Raw genomic sequence first — 16,792 nt, 5'->3', positions numbered from 1 at the left:
GAGTCACCAGGTGGGTATGAACACTCGGCAGCGGTTGGCCGTGTCCTTGCCCCGATGACTTTCACCAGACGAGACAGTGCCATGTCCTTGAGCCTTGAGGCGGTCACCCGCCGGGTTGGCCGCGAGACCCATATCGACAGGGTGGACCTGACCTTCGAGCCCGGCTCCTTCAATGTGCTGCTGGGACGCACCTTGTCCGGCAAGACCTCACTGATGCGCCTGATGGCAGGCCTCGATGTGCCCAGTGATGGGCGAATCGTGATGAACGGCGAGGACGTGACCGGCCGCCCGGTGCGCGAGCGCAATATCTCGATGGTCTATCAGCAGTTCATCAACTACCCGAGTCTGAGCGTCTACGACAACATCGCCTCGCCGCTGAAGCTGGCGCGCATGGCGCCGGAGGAAATCCGTCGCCGCGTGCACGAGATCGCCGAGATGCTGCATATCGAGCAGTTCCTCGCGCGTCAGCCGGCGGAGCTCTCCGGCGGTCAGCAGCAGCGTACGGCCATGGCGCGGGCGCTGGTCAAGGATGCTGACCTGGTGCTGTTCGATGAGCCGCTGGTCAATCTTGATTACAAGCTGCGCGAAGAGCTGCGCCACGAGATGCGCAGCCTGTTCGCGACCCGCAACACCATCGCCGTCTACGCCACCACCGAACCCGGTGAGGCGCTGGCGCTCGGTGGCACCACCACCCTGATGCATGAAGGGCGGGTGTTGCAGTCCGGGCCTACCGAGGCCGTCTACCATCATCCGGTGAGTGTCGAGGCGGCGAAGCTCTACTCTGAGCCGCAGATCAATCTGTTCGAGGCCGAGGTGCGTGGGCGTGAACTGGCGTTCTCCGGTGCCGCCAGTGCCGGCGAGCAGGGCAGCCGGTTCGTGCTGCCCACACCACTGGTGGGGCTCGAGAGCGGGGCCTATCGCTTCGGTATCCGTCCCAGTCATCTGGGGTTGGCGCCGCTGGCCGACGATGATCTCGAGTTCGCCGTCACGGTGGATATCGCCGAGATCTCCGGCTCCGAAACCTTCCTGCATGTCAGCAATGACGATCACTCCCTGGTGCTGCACCTGTCCGGTATCCACGACTTCGCCGTGGATGATGCCATCCGGGTCTATGCCCCTGCGCACAAGTTGTTCGTCTTCGCGGATGACAAGGGCCGCGCTGGCGGTGAAGTGGCAGGCCCGGGCGGCGACGGGGCACTGATCCGCTCGCCCGAGCGACCCACCACGACTGGCGGAGGGCTGGCCTGATGGCGGAAATACACCTCAATGATCTGGCGCACAGCTACCTGGCGGCGCCTGCGGCTGACAGTGACTACGCCATCCGGCGCATGAACCATGTCTGGCAGCAGGGCGGTGCCTATGCGCTGCTCGGCCCGTCGGGCTGTGGCAAGAGCACGCTGCTCAACATCATCTCCGGGCTGCTGGCCCCCTCCGAGGGCGAGGTGCGCTTCGATGATCGCGTGGTCAATCGGCTGCCGCCGGAAGAGCGCAACATCGCTCAGGTGTTCCAGTTCCCGGTGGTCTACGACACCATGACGGTCTTCGACAATCTGGCCTTCCCGCTGCGCAATCAGCGCCAGCCGGAGCACAAGGTGCAGTCTCGGGTACGTGAGATCGCCCAGGTGCTGGAGCTGGAAGACCTGCTGACGCGGCGTGCCAGCAACCTGACGGCCGACGAGAAGCAGAAGGTCTCGATGGGCCGCGGGCTGGTGCGTGATGACGTGGCCGCCATCCTGTTCGATGAACCGCTGACCGTCATCGACCCCCACCTCAAGTGGAAGCTGCGGCGCAAGCTCAAGCAGATCCATGAGCAGTTCAATATCACCATGGTCTACGTCACCCATGATCAGCTGGAGGCCTCGACCTTCGCCGACAAGATCGCGGTGATGTATGAAGGCCGCATCGTGCAGTTCGGTACCCCGCGCGAGTTGTTCGAGGACCCCGCTCACACCTTCGTGGGCTACTTCATCGGCTCGCCGGGCATGAATCTGGCCAGCATCACGCTGGAATCAGAGGGCGTGCGACTCGGGACGGGGGAGGACGCGCCCTTGCTGTACCTTCCACGGGCGCTGCTGGCGACGCTTGAGGAGCGCAAGGGCGAACTGAAACTGGGCATCCGTCCGGAATTCGTCGAGCTCGAGGCCAGCGACAGCTCACCCGCTGCGGCGGTTTCCGACACCCGCGAGCATTGGCTCAGTGGTCAGGTCACGCTGGTGCAGGATCTTGGCACCTACAAGGTAGTGGATCTCGACATCGGCGGTGGCTGCATCTTCAAGGCACGTATCGAGGAAGATGCGCCTATCCCTGTCGGGGGTGTGCGGCTGCGGCTACCGGCCCGCTGGCAGCGCTTCTATCTCGATGAGCATCTGCTGGATCTGTCACAGGCCGGCGCGCCCGACAGCGGCGAGGCGGACAGCTTTGCCAGAGGGGAAAGTGGAGAGCAGCCGGGAGGAAACGCCTGATGCAACGCACACACAACAATCGCGCCTGGTGGCTGGTGCTGCCGGTGGTCATCGTGGTGGCGTTCTCGGCCATCATCCCGATGATGACGGTGGTCAACTACTCGGTGCAGGACATCTTCGATCCCTCCACACGCTTCTTCGTGGGAACCGAATGGTATCGCGAGATCCTGCGCGACGAGCGCCTGCACGACTCGCTGGTTCGCCAGTTCGTCTATTCCTTCGCGGTTCTCGCCATCGAGATTCCGCTGGGGATCGCCGTGGCGCTCTCGATGCCGCGCAAGGGCTTCATGGTCTCGCTGTGCATGATCCTGCTGGCCCTGCCGCTGCTGATTCCCTGGAACGTGGTCGGTACCATCTGGCAGATCATCGGGCGTGAGGACATCGGACTCTATGGCTGGGCGCTGGGACAACTGGGCATCGACTACAACTACGCCTCCAATCCGGCCGACGCCTGGGTGACGGTGCTGGTGATGGATGTCTGGCACTGGACGTCGCTGGTGGCATTGCTGTGCTACTCGGGGCTGCGGGCCATTCCCGATGTCTACTATCAGGCCGCGCGCATCGACCGTGCCTCACCCTGGGCCGTGTTCCGCTACATCCAGCTGCCCAAGCTCAAGAGCGTGCTGCTGATCGGCATCATGCTGCGCTTCATGGACAGCTTCATGATCTACACCGAGCCCTTCGTCCTCACCGGTGGCGGGCCGGGTACCACCACGACCTTCCTGTCCCAGACCTTGACCCAGATGGCGATCGGCCAGTTCGATCTCGGACGCGCCGCTGCCTTCTCGCTGATCTACTTCCTCATCATCCTGCTGGTCTCGTGGCTGTTCTATACCGCCATGACCCACCAAGACAGTGACGACGCCTGAGGAGACGAGTGATGAAAACACGCAAGCGTCTGGTAATGACGATCTACCTGCTGTTCCTGCTGGTGCCGATCTACTGGCTGCTGATCATGTCGTTCAAGTCGAATCAGGAGATTCTCGGCGGCCTGACCCTGTGGCCACAGAACTTCACCTTCGACAACTACCGGGTGATCTTCACTGACCCCAGCTGGTACATGGGCTATGTGAACTCGATGAGCTATGTGGTGCTCAACATGGCCATCTCGCTGACGGTGGCACTGCCGGCGGCCTATGCCTTCTCGCGCTATCGCTTCCTGGGTGACAAGCATCTGTTCTTCTGGCTCTTGACCAATCGAATGGCACCGCCGGCGGTCTTCCTGCTGCCGTTCTTCCAGCTCTACTCCTCGGTGGGACTGTTCGATACTCCGCTGGCGGTGGCACTCGCGCACTGTCTGTTCAACGTGCCGCTGGCAGTGTGGATTCTGGAAGGCTTCATGTCCGGCGTGCCCAAGGAGATCGATGAGACGGCCTATATCGATGGCTACAGTTTTCCGCGCTTCTTCCTGACGCTGTTCATTCCGATGATTCGCCCGGGCATCGGGGTGACCGCCTTCTTCTGCTTCATGTTCTCGTGGGTGGAGCTGTTGCTGGCGCGAACCCTGACCTCGACGGAGGCGAAGCCGATCGCGGCGGTAATGACGCGAACGGTCTCGGCCTCGGGCATCGACTGGGGCGTGCTGGCCGCCGCCGGCGCCCTGACGCTGATTCCCGGCATCCTGGTGATCTACTTCGTGCGCAATCACGTCGCCAAGGGCTTCGCCCTGGGTCGGGTGTGAGCGGCGGCCAGACGAGCGCCGCTGTCATTGCCGCCAGCGAGTCGCTGCTGACGGCCTACAAGAGGACATGATGATGGAATGGATGGCCTGGACACTGCCCACGTCACTCTTCTTTGCCGGTATCGGCACCCTGCTGCTGGGCATGACCGCCTGGCAGTTCGTGACCCCGACGCTGAGTCGTCAGGGCTTTCTGCCCATCGCGACCACGCGTGGCGACAGACTGTTCATCGGCCTGCTCTCCAGCGGCTGGCTGCATCTGCTGTGGCTGGGCTTCACTGATCAGGTGCTGTGGATGATCAGCATCGTCTGTGTCGTCTGGATGCTGGTGTTGATGAAGTGGGGATGAGGTGAGGGGGATGTGGGGATGAGAAGAAACGAGAAGTGAAGAAACGAGAGGTGAAGTGAGATGTGGGAATGGGGTGTGAGCGTTGACGACGGGCAGCGTCGCCTTGTGGCAACAGGGAACCCGAGGTGCTGACAGGAGTCCCAAGCGGTTCTGACTGGCCAAGCCAGTGTCATCTGTCATCGCTCTGGAACCCTGCTGCATGTCGTCTACCGAATCCTCGCGTCATTCGTCCACCACTGCCTCTGTTTCTTCCGGCAGGAAAAGCCGTCGTGTCATTCGTGCCGGGCTGACAGGGTTGAGCCTTGTCTGTGTCGTCGCCATCGGCTGGTGGGTCACGACTCCCGTGTCGGTGGAGGATCAGCAGGGCGGAGCTGGCGGGAAGCATCCTGCAGCGGGGCAAGCGCAGGACGAGACGCGATCCCCTCTGTGGCAGGCGTATCAGCGGGTGTGGCAGGCCAATCAGGCGCTGCCGGCAGACAAGCGTGAGCCACTGCCCTTGCCGGACTTCTCGCAAGCTGGCTATCACCAGAGAGAGGCTCTCCCGGCGGCGTTGGCGACGGGAGCCAATGCACAAGAGGCGCGGAAGCGGGAATCAGAGTCTCGCAGCGTCAGGCGCTTCGATGTCACGGATTATGGCGCTGATGGCACGGACGACGTGAGTGACCGAGAGGCGGTACTGCGCGCCCATGCCGCGATGCGTCGTTGGCAGCAGCAGGGGGAGCATGATGCGGACAGCCCTCAGCGGCACGGGGTGCTCTATTTTCCTGCCGGTGACTATGTGTTGTTCGGCCCCGCGGAGCGCGACTGGTTCTATGCACGGATGATCGCGCTCAAGGCGGCAGTCCCGGATGAGGCGCGCCAGCAGACGCTGCGCGAGGCATTGCTCAAGATGCAGGGGCTGAGCCTGGCTGGCAGTCATTGGACACTGGCGGGAGACGGAAGCGACAGGACCCGTCTCAAGCAGACACGACCGATGCTGCCGTTGCATGCCAGCTGGTACTGGAGCACGCCCTGGTTGCTGCATCTTGGCAATCTGGAGGAAGGCAGGACGCTGGCCGAGGGCGGGAGTCAGGAAGCCTGGCAGCCGATCGCCGCGACGGCTCGCGTGCAGCCTGCCGATACGCAGGACACGGTGACACTGGCGGGCGTGGCACAGGCGTCATCGCTCAAGGCGGGGGATGAGGTATTGCTGGAGAGCATCGACAAGCGCCCGCAAGCGGTAGCACGTGCTCTGGCACCCTATCAGATGGAAAAGGAGGCCAGGACCGGCAAGTCGCGCTGGCTGATCGAGCGGGATGGGGTCATCAAGCGCGCTCGCTACCGTGTGCTGGCACGAGAAGGCAATCGGCTGACGCTGTCGTTGCCCGTGGTGCACGAGCGCTTCCCCGGTGAGCAGTGGCGTATCGCGCGCATCCACCCGGCGCATGAGGTCGGGGTCGAAGGCATCACGCTCAAGGGCAACTGGCGAGGGCACTTCAAGCATCATCGCAGCGCCGAGGACGACAGCGGCTTCGGCCTGCTGGATCTCGATGGCATCACCGATGGCTGGGTGCGTGATGTCCGGCTCGACAGTTTCAATCAGGGAGTGAAGGTGCGCCACAGCTCCCAGGTGACGCTCGAGGACGTGAGGATGACCGGCAAGCCGGGGCATATCGCGATGACGATCAGTGACAGCAATCAGGTGCTGGCAAGGCAGGTGGTCGACCAAAGTCATGCCTGGCATGCGCCCGGCGTGGCCCGCTACGCGACCCATAACGTCTACCTTGAACTGGAGCATGGCGGTGACAGTGGGATCGAACTGCATGGTCAGCAGCCGCGGGACAATCTCTTCGACCGCAAGCGAGGCGGCCATGTACGCGACCGCTGGGGCGCCAGTGTCGGCCATCAGCCCAATCATCTTCGCGGGCTGGTGCTGTGGAATCCGGTCAATACCGGCAAGCCGCACGATGCCTGGCCCTTCATGCGCGCCGACTCACACTTCGGCAAGGTGATCATGCCGACGGTAGTGGGCGCCACCGGCCGCGCGCTGGGCATCGCCAGTCGCCATGATTACGAGCGGGTGATGAACGCCAAGGGCGTGACGGACTACCCGCAGCTTGAGGCGCTGGACAAGCTGCAGGCGCGAGTGGAATCCCCCGGCGAGGCCGTTGAGCCAGCTTCGCTCTATCGTGCTCAACGCGCGCTGCTTCGCGAGACGCACCCGTGACCCGGAAAGCTTGAATCCGTCGGGCATCTGGCAGACGGACTGACAGTCAGATGCCCGGCCAGCCGAGCAGCAACGCAGCAAAGGCAAGACAGCGTACCCGGAACGACAGGAGGACAAGCAGTACCGGCAGGAGACACGCGCGGCATATCGCGCCGCGCGACACGTGATTGACGGAAGTGGTTGTTGGACGACGCGACACAACAATAACGCCAATGAAGGGACATCCCATGAGTCAGCACATCATTCGACCCGCACGCCTGCGTTACGCCATCGCCTTCGCCACGGCGGCGGGGCTCGCGGGTCTTTCCAGTCAGGCCATGGCCGATCAGTATCAGGATGCGGCAAGGAAGTGGATCGACCAGGAATTCTCACCCTCCACGCTGAGCAAGGACGAGCAGATGTCCGAGCTCGAGTGGTTCATCAAGGCCGCCGAGCCGCTGCGCGGCATGGAAATCAAGGTGGCCTCGGAAACCCTGACCACCCATGAATACGAGTCCAAGGTGCTGGCCAAGGCCTTCAGCGAGATCACCGGCATCAAGCTGACCCACGACTTGATTCAGGAAGGCGACGTCATCGAGAAACTGCAGACCCAGATGCAGTCCGGGCGCAACATCTACGATGGCTACGTCAATGACTCTGACCTGATCGGCACGCACTTCCGCTATGGCAAGGTCGTGCCGATCAGCGACATGATGGAAGGCGACGGCAAGGCCTTCACCTCGCCGACCCTGGATCTGGATGACTTCATCGGGCTGGATTTCACCACCGGCCCGGATGACAAGCTCTATCAGCTGCCGGACCAGCAGTTTGCCAACCTGTACTGGTTCCGCGCCGACTGGTTCGAGCGTGAAGACTTGAAGAAGCAGTTCAAGGACAAGTACGGCTACGAGCTGGGCGTACCGGTCAACTGGTCAGCCTATGAAGACATCGCCGATTTCTTCACCAATGACGTCAAGGAAATCGACGGCAAGCGGGTCTATGGCCACATGGATTACGGCAAGAAGGACCCGTCACTCGGCTGGCGCTTCACCGATGCCTGGTTCTCCATGGCGGGTGCCGGCGACAAGGGCCTGCCCAACGGCCTGCCGGTAGATGAGTGGGGCATTCGTGTCGAGGAATGTCAGCCGGTGGGTTCCTCGGTGACGCGTGGCGGCGCGGCCAATGGCCCGGCGGCCGTCTATGCCACCACCAAGTACGTCGACTGGCTGGGCAAGTACGCACCGCCGGAAGCTCAGGGCATGACCTTCTCCGAGTCCGGCCCGGTGCCGTCCCAGGGCAACATCGCCCAGCAGATCTTCTGGTACACCGCCTTCACGGCTGACATGACGCGGGATGGCCTGCCGGTGGTCAACGACGACGGCACGCCCAAGTGGCGCATGGCGCCGTCACCGCATGGCCCGTACTGGGAAGAGGGCATGAAGCTTGGCTATCAGGACGTGGGTGCCTGGACCTTCTTCGACTCCACGCCGGAGAAGAATCGTCACGCCGCCTGGCTGTATGCGCAGTTCGTGACCGCCAAGACCGTCTCGCTCAAGAAGACCCTGGAAGGTCTGACGCCGATCCGCGAGTCGGATATCCAGTCCCAGGCGATGACCGATGCCGCGCCGAAGCTGGGCGGTCTGGTCGAGTTCTATCGCAGCCCGGCGCGGGTGCAGTGGTCGCCGACCGGCACCAACGTGCCGGATTATCCGAAACTGGCCCAGCTGTGGTGGCAGTACATCTCCCAGGCCGCCAGTGGTGAAGCCACGCCGCAGGAAGCGCTTGATGGCCTGGCCAAGGCGCAGGACCGCATTCTCGAGCGTCTCGAGCGCGCCAAGGTGATGGACAACTGTGGGCCGAAGCTCAACGAGGAACGTGATGCGGAGTACTGGTTCGCCCAGCCGGGTGCGCCGAAGGCCAAGCTGGACAACGAGAAGCCCAAGGGCGAGACCATCGCCTACGACGAGCTGCTCAAGAGCTGGAAGGAGTGATCTCGGCTGGCGCGTCATTGCGTCACTGAGCAAGCGCTTGACGGACAGCTGCAACGACAACGCCCCTGCCGGTTACCCGGCAGGGGCGTTTTTTTGCCAGAGCGATCAGCGACAGCGTTTCAACACTGCCTCATTGCTGGCTCTCAATCGAGACTCTCAATCACGGTAGAGGTCGATGCTCGGGCAGGAGCAGATCAACTGACGATCGCCATGCACGTTGTCGACCCGGTTGACGGCCGGCCACTGCTTGGCCGCCTTGACGTGTTCACTCGGGAAGGCACCGATCTCGCGGGAATACCCACGATTCCATTCGGCGTCCATCAGGTCCGCCTGGGTGTGCGGCGCGTGCACCAGCGGGTTGTCTTGCAGGGTCCACTCGCCTTGCTCGACACGGGCGATCTCGGCGCGAATCGCGATCATCGCCTCACAGAAACGGTCGATCTCGTAGAGCGACTCGGACTCGGTGGGCTCGACCATCAGCGTGCCCGCCACCGGGAACGACATGGTCGGGGCGTGGAAGCCGTAGTCGATCAGGCGCTTGGCGATGTCTTCCTCGCTGATGCCGGAAGCGGCCTTCAGCGGGCGGATATCGATGATGCACTCATGCGCCACGGTGCCGTTCTTGCCGCGATAGAGCACCGGATAGTGCCCATCGAGACGCGTGGCGATGTAGTTGGCGTTGAGGATCGCAAGCTCGGTGGCCTCACGCAGCCCCTGCGCGCCCATCATCTTGATGTAGGCCCAGGAGATCGGCAGGATCGCCGCGGAACCGAAGGCGGCGGCGGAGACGGCGGTGCATTCCGGCTTCACGCCTTCCAGCGGCGTGACCACGTGGTTGGAGACGAAGGGTGCCAGGTGTGACTTGACGCCGATGGGGCCCATGCCCGGTCCGCCGCCACCGTGGGGAATGCAGAAGGTCTTGTGCAGATTGAGGTGAGAAACGTCGCCGCCGAAGTCACCCGGACGGCAGATACCGACCTGGGCGTTCATGTTGGCACCATCGATGTAGACCTGACCGCCGTGATCGTGAACGACCTGACAGGCCTCGCGCACGGTTTCCTCGAACACCCCATGGGTGGACGGATAGGTGATCATGATCGCGGACAGCTTGTCGCTGTGTTGCTCAGCCTTGGCGCGCAGATCATTGATGTCGATGTTGCCGCTGGCATCACACTCGACCACCACCACCTTCATGGCGGCCATCGCGGCGGAGGCCGGATTGGTGCCGTGGGCGGAGCTGGGGATCAGGCAGATGTCGCGCGCACCTTCACCGATGGAGGCCTGGTAGCGACGGATCGCGACCAGTCCCGCATATTCCCCCTGAGCGCCGGAGTTCGGCTGCATGGAGATGGCGTCGTAGCCGGTGATCTCGACCAGGAAGGCCGACAGCTCATCGATCATCTGCTTGTAGCCGACCACCTGATCCGAGGGCGCAAACGGGTGGACGTTGGCGAATTCGGGCCAGGTGACCGGAATCATCTCGGTGGTGGCGTTCAGCTTCATGGTGCAGCTGCCCAGCGGAATCATCGCGTGGGTCAGCGACAGGTCCTTGTTCTCCAGGCGCTTCAGGTAGCGCAGCATCTCGGTTTCCGAGTGATAGCGGCTGAAGGTCGGGTGAGTCAGGAAGTCGCTGTCACGCTGACAGGCCGCCGGGATCGCGCTTGCGCCCTTGGCCAGCAGGTCCTGATCCAGCGCGGCGACGGACAGGCCGTGCTCCTCGCCGAGCAGCACGTCGAACAGCACGCCGACATCGGCGGCGGTAGTGGTTTCATCGAGATTGATGGTGATGCGGCCGTCGCCGTGGTGGCGCAGGTTGATCTCGTGGGTCAGCTCGCGACCATGGATCTTGCCGGCATCCACGCCGGTGACGGTGATGGCATCGAACCAGCTGTCGTGGGCCAGTGTCATGCCGCAGCGCGTGACGCCCTCGGCGAGAATGCTGGTCAGGCGATGCACCCGGGTGGCGATGCGCTTGAGGCCTTCGGCGCCGTGATAGACGGCGTAGAAGCCGGCGATGTTGGCCAGCAGTGCCTGAGCGGTACAGATGTTGGAGGTCGCCTTCTCGCGGCGGATGTGCTGCTCGCGGGTCTGCATCGCCATGCGCAGCGCCGGATTGCCGCGCGAGTCCTTGGAGACCCCGATGATGCGGCCCGGAATCGAGCGCTTGAGCTTGTCGGTGGTGGCGAAGAAGGCGGCGTGCGGGCCGCCGAAGCCCATCGGCACGCCGAAGCGCTGGGAGGTGCCGACGACGATGTCGGCGCCGAGGCTGCCCGGCGACTTGAGCAGCACGAGGCTCAGCAGGTCGGCGGCCACCACGGTCATCGCGCCATTGGCGCGTGCCGCGTCCAGCAGCGGTGCGAGATCGCGTACCTGACCGGTATTGCCCGGATACTGGAACAGGGCGCCGAAGATGTCGTGCTCACCGACCTTCTCGGCAGCATCGATGACCAGCTCGAAGCCGAAGTAATCGGCACGCGTGCGCATGACGTCCAGCGTCTGGGGCAGGACATCGTCGGCGATGAAGAAGCGATTGCTCTTGTTCTTCTTGTTGCCACGCTGACACAGCGCCATGGCTTCGGCCGCGGCGGTGGCCTCATCCAGCAGGCTGGCATTGGCCAGTTCCATGCCGGTCAGGTCCATCACCGCCTGCTGGAAGTTGAGCAGCCCTTCGAGACGGCCCTGGGCGATTTCCGGCTGGTACGGCGTATACGCGGTATACCAGCCCGGATTCTCCAGCACGTTGCGCTGGATGACCGCCGGCAGGTGGGTGTTGTGATATCCCTGGCCGATATAGGTCTTGAATACCTTGTTCTGACGCGCCAGGCGCTTGAGATAGTCCAGTGCCTCGGATTCCGTGCGCGGCCCTTCGAGGTCCAGCTCGCGTCCCAGACGAATGGCCGCCGGCACGGTGCGGTCAATCAGCGTCTCGATGCTGTCTTCACCCAGTGTCGCCAGCATGCGCGTGACATTGGCGGCAGTCGGGCCATTGTGACGGGAAATGAAATCATCGTGCCCGGCCAGCTGGGCCAGGGTAAGCGTCTCGTGAGCCATGCAAGGAATCCTGTGCTGCAACGGGAACTGCAAGTGACAGTCCGCGGGAGGAACATCGCCTTGCCGGCGCAGGAGGGCGGGCAGGGCGTCGGGAATCGTGAAGCCTCGGCTGGGGGCGCCGAGCCAGCGTACTACCGGGTGAGACGGGCAAGCGGCCTCCAGCCATGTGACAGCGCTGTCTCGGACAGCGGCTGGAGGCCAACCGTGATCAGGCTTCGCTTTCCACCAGCTGGGTGTAGGCGTCCGCGTCGAGGAGTTTTTCCAGCTCGGCGCTGTCAGCGACCTTCATCTTCAGAATCCAGGCATCGTCATAGGGGCTTTCGTTGACGGATTCCGGCGCGTCTTCGAGGCTCTCGTTGACGGCGATGACTTCGCCGGCCAGCGGCGCGTACAGATCAGAGGCCGCCTTGACGGACTCGATGACACCGAACTCTTCTTCCAGCGCCAGTTCGCGACCGATTTCCGGCAATTCGACGAAGACGACGTCGCCCAGCGCTTCCTGAGCGTGGTCGGTGATGCCGATGGTCACGGTACCGTCACCGTTGTCCTGAACCCACTCGTGACTCTCGGTGTACTTAAGCGTGGCAGGAATGTTGCTCATGAGTGTTTTCCTATGTGAAAAGATTTTCTGATTCAGGGAATCGTTGCGCCATTATGCACGAAGGTCTCGACACGTGGCAGTAGCTGAGCGCGGCGTGCCTCTACGACTTTTGGCGAGTGGCAAGCGAGTTGCCCTCTTCATCGTGGTCCGTCGTGCTCCGGGCGTCCAGTGTCTCGCCTTGCCACGCCCGGTCTATCTGCGCCATGGCGCGAAGGTATCAGCGCACAAGGCCCATGAGTGCAGGGTGCAGACCGTTTTTTCTCCGCTGGAAGTCAGTTCTCCAGGTCCTCATTCTCTGACGGGAGGTGGGTTTCCAGCGAGAATCCGATGCCACTTGCCTGCGCTTGCGAGCCCTGTTGAGTCGAGGTAGAGTGTCGCCTGTTTCGTATTGGAAACTTGTTTCCCATATTGTGTCCAGATTCACGTGCTGTCAATGGTGTCGCAGGCAGGGACACCCACATTCGCTGAGAGAAGCTCCTTCACGCTCTGATCATCAGGCGTGTCCTGATGGCAGGCATCCCCGACGAGAGCCCGCCGGAGCGTGCCTGTCGTCACGGGACTGCCCGCGAGAGGTGTGGGGGAAGACCCGGGAGAGGCTCACGTTGCCGGCACAAGGGAAAGAGATATCCACTGAGTGACGCCCATCAACGGGCTGAATCCCTCAGGCGATTGACACATTTTCATGATTTTTGCGTGACGTTTTGCTCACATTCCAGCGTAAAGCCCTGTTGGGGTAGTGAAGACTGGAAGCTTCCGCTAATGTGAGCTGTCCGTTTGGCGTGCTGGCCGGTTGACCGGCTGGCCAGACGGGATTTCCGATGTGTCTCTCCTCGCATCGAGTCATAACAACAATTCAGCGGAGGAAATCTGCGTGGAAATGATCAGTTCTCTCTTTACCGCCATCAATGGCGTGGTGTGGGGCCCGGTGATGTTGATCCTGCTGCTCGGGGTCGGCTTCTATCTTCAGGCGGGCCTCAAGGGCATGCCGATCCGCAAGTTGGGTACCGGCTTCAAGCTGCTCTGGAGCGGGCGCGCGCCCGGCAAGGATGGCGATGGTGAAATGTCGCCGTTCAATGCCCTCATGACATCACTCTCCGCTACCATCGGTACCGGCAACATCGCGGGTGTGGCGACGGCGATCGCGCTGGGTGGACCGGGGGCAATCTTCTGGATGTGGATCACGGCGCTGGTCGGCATGGCGACCAAGTACGCCGAGGCCGTCTGTGCGGTGCGTTATCGCGAAGTGGATGACAACGGCAACCACGTCGGTGGTCCGATGTACTACATCCGCAACGGACTGGGGGCCAAGTGGGGTTGGCTGGGGGGCGCCTTTGCCTTCTTCGGCTGCTTCGCGGCCTTTGGCATCGGCAATACCGTGCAGTCCAACTCCGTGGCGGATGCCCTGGAAACCTCGTTTGCCATTCCGCACTGGGCCTCCGGTGTCGTGATGATGGTGCTGGCAGGTGCGGTCATTCTGGGTGGCATCAAGCGCATCTCCAGCGTGGCGGGCAAGCTGGTGCCGTTCATGGCGATTGCCTACTTCCTGTCGGGCATCGTCATTCTGGTGATCAATGCTGACCAGATCGGTCACGCCTTCGGCCTCATCTTCACCTACGCCTTCAATCCAGTCGCGGCGACTGGCGGCTTTGCCGGTGCGGCGGTGATGGCGGCCATCCGTTTCGGTGTGGCGCGCGGTATCTTCTCCAATGAAGCCGGCCTGGGCAGTGCGCCCATCGCCCACGCTGCCGCGCAGACCAAGAACCCGGTACGTCAGGGGCTGGTCGCCATGCTGGGCACCTTCATCGATACCATCGTCATCTGCACCATCACCGCGCTGGCCATCATCACCTCCGGCCTGTGGTCTTCTGGTGAGACGGGGGCGGCGCTGACCTCCATGTCCTTTGATCAGGCCTTGCCGGGTGTCGGCAACCATCTGGTCGCGATCGCGCTGGCCGTGTTTGCCTTCACCACCATCCTTGGCTGGTCCTTCTATGGCGAGAAGTGCTTCCAGTACCTGTTCGGTACGCGCGCCATCATGCTGTATCGCATCGTGTTCGTGATCGCGATTCCGGTGGGCGCGATGGCCAAGCTGGATCTCATCTGGCTGATGGCGGATACCTTCAATGCCTTGATGGCGATTCCGAACCTGATTGGTCTGGCGCTGCTGTCGCCCGTGGTCTTCAAGCTGACCCGCGACTACTTTGACGGCAAGGAAGTGCTGGCGGGCGAAGACCGCTGATCGCATCAGGAGCCCCCCGTCGCTGGCAGGCGCGGCGGGGTGAGCCCCCTCAGATTGTCCTATCTCGATCACTAGCCTCCGGCAGCACAGGGCCAGATTCACCTGGCTGTCGGAGAGATGTTGCATGCCACTCTGGAGAATGATGATGTCCGATTCCGCCGCTGTCACCGGTCTCAAGCAGACCGCGCTTCATGACCTGCACGTCGAGCAGGGAGCGAAGATGGTCGAGTTTGCAGGCTATTCCATGCCCGTCCAGTATCCGCTGGGCGTCAAGAAGGAGCACGAGCATACGCGTGCCAAGGCGGGGCTGTTCGATGTCTCGCACATGGGGCAGCTGATCCTGCGCGGAGAGAACGTGCAGGCGGCGCTGGAGACGCTGGTACCGACGGACATCGTCGATCTTCCGGTGGGCATGCAGCGTTACGGACTCTTTACCAGTGATACCGGCGGTATCCTCGATGACCTGATGATCGTCAATGGTGGCGATCACCTCTATGTGGTGGTGAATGCTGCCTGCAAGGATCAGGACGTCGCGCATCTGCGTGTGGGGCTGCCGATGGAGATCGAGCTTGAGGTGCTGGAGGATCGGGCACTGCTCGCCCTGCAGGGGCCGCTGGCTCACGCGGTCATGCAGCGTCTGTCGCCCGAGGCCTGCGAGCTGACCTTCATGCATCATGCCCATGTCATCATCGATGGCATCGAGTGTTGGGTCAGTCGCAGCGGGTATACCGGTGAAGATGGTTTCGAGATCTCCGTCCCCGATGCTGAGGCGGAGCGCTTCGCGCGTCTGCTGCTGGCGGCGGAAGAGGTGGAGTTCATCGGTCTCGGGGCGCGGGATTCACTGCGTCTCGAGGCTGGGCTGTGCCTGTATGGTCATGATCTGGACACCACGACCACGCCAGTGGAAGCCAGCCTGATCTGGGCGCTGGGCAAGGTGCGTCGTCAGGGCGGTGCACGTGAAGGCGGCTTCCCGGGGGCGGACGTCATCCTGACCCAGATCGCCAACAAGGATCACACCCGCAAGCGAGTCGGTCTGGTGGCTGAAGGGCGTGCTCCGATTCGCGAAGGTGCCGAGCTCTTCGACGGCGAGGGCAACCGCATCGGTGTCGTGACTTCGGGCAGCTTCGGCCCGAGCTACGGCAAGCCGGTCGCCATGGGCTATGTGGCGATCGCGCACAGCGTGCTGGACACTCAGGTCTTCGCGGATGTACGCGGCAAGCGACTGCCGATGACCGTGACGAAGATGCCCTTCGTCGAGCAGCGCTATTACCGCGGCTGATGATGGGCTGAAGACAGGCAAGGCTGGACGGGAAAGGGGCTGCTTCGGCGGTCCCTTTTTCGTTGCCTGTGACAGGCGTCAGGCGTCAGGCGTCAGGCGTCAGGCGTCAGGCTCGGCTCTGGTCCGGGAGATCTGGATCGTGTCGTGGGTTGCAGGCAAGTGGCGCTGAGGCACGACGGAACTGGCTGGCAGGGGAGGGGCCGTCACGGCTTTCGAGGCAATCTCCAGACGCAGAAAAGCCCGCCGAAGCGGGCTTTTCCGTGGAAAGAGAGGTTAGTCTCTTTCAGCTAACTCATGATCAGTCGATGATCTTGATGTTAGCGGCCTGGAGGCCTTTCTTGCCCTGGGTGACGTCGAAGGAAACCTTCTGACCGTCTTGCAGAGACTTGAAGCCTTCAGCCTGGATTTCGGAGAAGTGTGCGAACAGGTCGTCACCGTTGTCGTCCGGAGAAATGAAGCCGAAACCTTTGGTGTCGTTGAACCACTTGACTGTACCAGTTGCCATGATCGTAATTCCTTACTGATGATATTGCCGGGAGTTACCCGATATACGTGGGTAAAACAAGGAGGATATGCACCAGGTACCGAAGTGTTTCGATCACGACTGACGATATACGACTTGCTAACCAACGAGATCAATACTGCGCTGCCGCGCCTCCAAGGTCAAATGAAATATCAAAAACTTCGCCTTTGGTCGGGTGTCTCGTGAGCAGGTTCTTCTCGAATGGGCGGCATTGCGCCAGTCAGTTTTCCAGATTTCGCAAGGATTGACAGTGACTTGCTTTTATCCCGTTACCCTGGTTTCTGGTCGGTATGGAACCTCGCCGTATATCGCCCCGCTCGAGAGGTTGTGAAGGTGAGGCATCGTCGTGGGGATGGGGCGTGCGTACGGGCTTTCAAGGCAGTGGGCAGCTCCTCGCGAAGGATCCGCCAGGTCGTCATGCTTGGTGAGGGAAA

At 62.3% G+C, this 16,792-nt stretch carries 12 protein-coding genes; 9 read left to right on the top strand and 3 right to left on the bottom strand.

All coding sequences use genetic code 11. The annotated features are described in order from the left end of the window. Positions 1-81 precede the first annotated feature (81 nt). The 7 genes from HXS66_RS01010 to HXS66_RS00980 all read left to right on the top strand — a co-directional run bounded on the left by HXS66_RS01010 (position 82) and on the right by HXS66_RS00980 (position 8,665). Positions 82-1,248 carry an ABC transporter ATP-binding protein gene (locus HXS66_RS01010; RefSeq protein ID WP_084209007.1) on the top strand — a complete coding sequence of 389 codons (1,167 nt, stop codon included), beginning with the start codon at positions 82-84 and terminating at the stop codon, positions 1,246-1,248. Next, on the top strand, positions 1,248-2,462 hold the full coding sequence (locus tag HXS66_RS01005) for an ABC transporter ATP-binding protein (protein WP_176502680.1): 1,215 nt from the start codon (positions 1,248-1,250) through the stop codon (positions 2,460-2,462). The genes HXS66_RS01010 and HXS66_RS01005 overlap by 1 nt, the downstream gene beginning before the upstream one ends. Further along, entirely contained in the window at positions 2,462-3,331 is an 870-nt protein-coding gene (locus HXS66_RS01000; RefSeq protein ID WP_077372715.1) for a carbohydrate ABC transporter permease, read from the top strand. Before HXS66_RS01005 ends, HXS66_RS01000 begins: the two co-directional genes overlap by 1 nt. Positions 3,332-3,342: 11 nt before the next feature. Next, positions 3,343-4,143 (top strand): carbohydrate ABC transporter permease, encoded by an 801-nt coding sequence (locus HXS66_RS00995; protein ID WP_084209005.1) that lies wholly within the window; start codon positions 3,343-3,345, stop codon positions 4,141-4,143. Between the two features lie 73 nt (positions 4,144-4,216). Beyond that, complete coding sequence (locus tag HXS66_RS00990; protein ID WP_043334560.1) at positions 4,217-4,489, top strand: DUF2160 domain-containing protein; 273 nt, start codon at positions 4,217-4,219, stop codon at positions 4,487-4,489. Between the two features lie 199 nt (positions 4,490-4,688). Further along, positions 4,689-6,695 carry a DUF4955 domain-containing protein gene (locus HXS66_RS00985; protein ID WP_176502679.1) on the top strand — a complete coding sequence of 669 codons (2,007 nt, stop codon included), beginning with the start codon at positions 4,689-4,691 and terminating at the stop codon, positions 6,693-6,695. A 317-nt stretch (positions 6,696-7,012) separates the two neighbouring features. Continuing rightward, positions 7,013-8,665: an ABC transporter substrate-binding protein gene (locus tag HXS66_RS00980; protein ID WP_240499748.1), complete on the top strand. Its 1,653-nt coding sequence runs from the start codon at positions 7,013-7,015 to the stop codon at positions 8,663-8,665. A 156-nt stretch (positions 8,666-8,821) separates the two neighbouring features. Here the strand turns inward: HXS66_RS00980 and gcvP are convergent, their stop codons facing one another. Then, positions 8,822-11,716 (bottom strand): aminomethyl-transferring glycine dehydrogenase, encoded by a 2,895-nt coding sequence (gene gcvP / locus HXS66_RS00975; RefSeq protein ID WP_176502678.1) that lies wholly within the window; start codon positions 11,714-11,716, stop codon positions 8,822-8,824. Positions 11,717-11,924: 208 nt separating this feature from the next. After that, positions 11,925-12,317 (bottom strand): glycine cleavage system protein GcvH, encoded by a 393-nt coding sequence (gene gcvH / locus HXS66_RS00970; protein WP_077372729.1) that lies wholly within the window; start codon positions 12,315-12,317, stop codon positions 11,925-11,927. An 877-nt stretch (positions 12,318-13,194) separates the two neighbouring features. Here gcvH and HXS66_RS00965 point away from each other — a divergent pair. Together HXS66_RS00965 and gcvT are read left to right on the top strand one after the other, a co-directional pair. Continuing rightward, entirely contained in the window at positions 13,195-14,556 is a 1,362-nt protein-coding gene (locus HXS66_RS00965; protein WP_373996116.1) for an alanine/glycine:cation symporter family protein, read from the top strand. A gap of 145 nt (positions 14,557-14,701) precedes the next feature. Next, positions 14,702-15,835, top strand: coding sequence for a glycine cleavage system aminomethyltransferase GcvT (gene gcvT / locus HXS66_RS00960; RefSeq protein WP_176502677.1), 1,134 nt, complete (start codon positions 14,702-14,704; stop codon positions 15,833-15,835). 298 nt (positions 15,836-16,133) lie between these two features. Here gcvT and HXS66_RS00955 read toward each other — a convergent pair whose 3' ends face one another. Beyond that, on the bottom strand, positions 16,134-16,340 hold the full coding sequence (locus HXS66_RS00955) for a cold-shock protein (protein WP_077372737.1): 207 nt from the start codon (positions 16,338-16,340) through the stop codon (positions 16,134-16,136). Positions 16,341-16,792 lie beyond the last annotated feature (452 nt).

Source organism: Cobetia sp. 5-11-6-3 (assembly GCF_013374055.1).
Classification (GTDB): Bacteria; Pseudomonadota; Gammaproteobacteria; order Pseudomonadales; family Halomonadaceae; genus Cobetia; species Cobetia marina.
This window is presented reverse-complemented; position numbering and strand designations above follow the sequence as displayed.

Coding starts and splice junctions, on each gene's coding strand:
- HXS66_RS01000 (WP_077372715.1), top strand. CDS start 2,462: ATGCAACGCACACACAACAATCGCGCCTGGTGGCTGGTGCTGCCGGTG.
- gcvT (WP_176502677.1), top strand. CDS start 14,702: ATGTCCGATTCCGCCGCTGTCACCGGTCTCAAGCAGACCGCGCTTCAT.
- gcvH (WP_077372729.1), bottom strand. CDS start 12,317: ATGAGCAACATTCCTGCCACGCTTAAGTACACCGAGAGTCACGAGTGG.
- HXS66_RS00990 (WP_043334560.1), top strand. CDS start 4,217: ATGGAATGGATGGCCTGGACACTGCCCACGTCACTCTTCTTTGCCGGT.
- HXS66_RS01005 (WP_176502680.1), top strand. CDS start 1,248: ATGGCGGAAATACACCTCAATGATCTGGCGCACAGCTACCTGGCGGCG.
- HXS66_RS00995 (WP_084209005.1), top strand. CDS start 3,343: ATGAAAACACGCAAGCGTCTGGTAATGACGATCTACCTGCTGTTCCTG.
- HXS66_RS00980 (WP_240499748.1), top strand. CDS start 7,013: ATGGCCGATCAGTATCAGGATGCGGCAAGGAAGTGGATCGACCAGGAA.
- gcvP (WP_176502678.1), bottom strand. CDS start 11,716: ATGGCTCACGAGACGCTTACCCTGGCCCAGCTGGCCGGGCACGATGAT.
- HXS66_RS00965 (WP_373996116.1), top strand. CDS start 13,195: ATGATCAGTTCTCTCTTTACCGCCATCAATGGCGTGGTGTGGGGCCCG.
- HXS66_RS00985 (WP_176502679.1), top strand. CDS start 4,689: ATGTCGTCTACCGAATCCTCGCGTCATTCGTCCACCACTGCCTCTGTT.
- HXS66_RS00955 (WP_077372737.1), bottom strand. CDS start 16,340: ATGGCAACTGGTACAGTCAAGTGGTTCAACGACACCAAAGGTTTCGGC.
- HXS66_RS01010 (WP_084209007.1), top strand. CDS start 82: ATGTCCTTGAGCCTTGAGGCGGTCACCCGCCGGGTTGGCCGCGAGACC.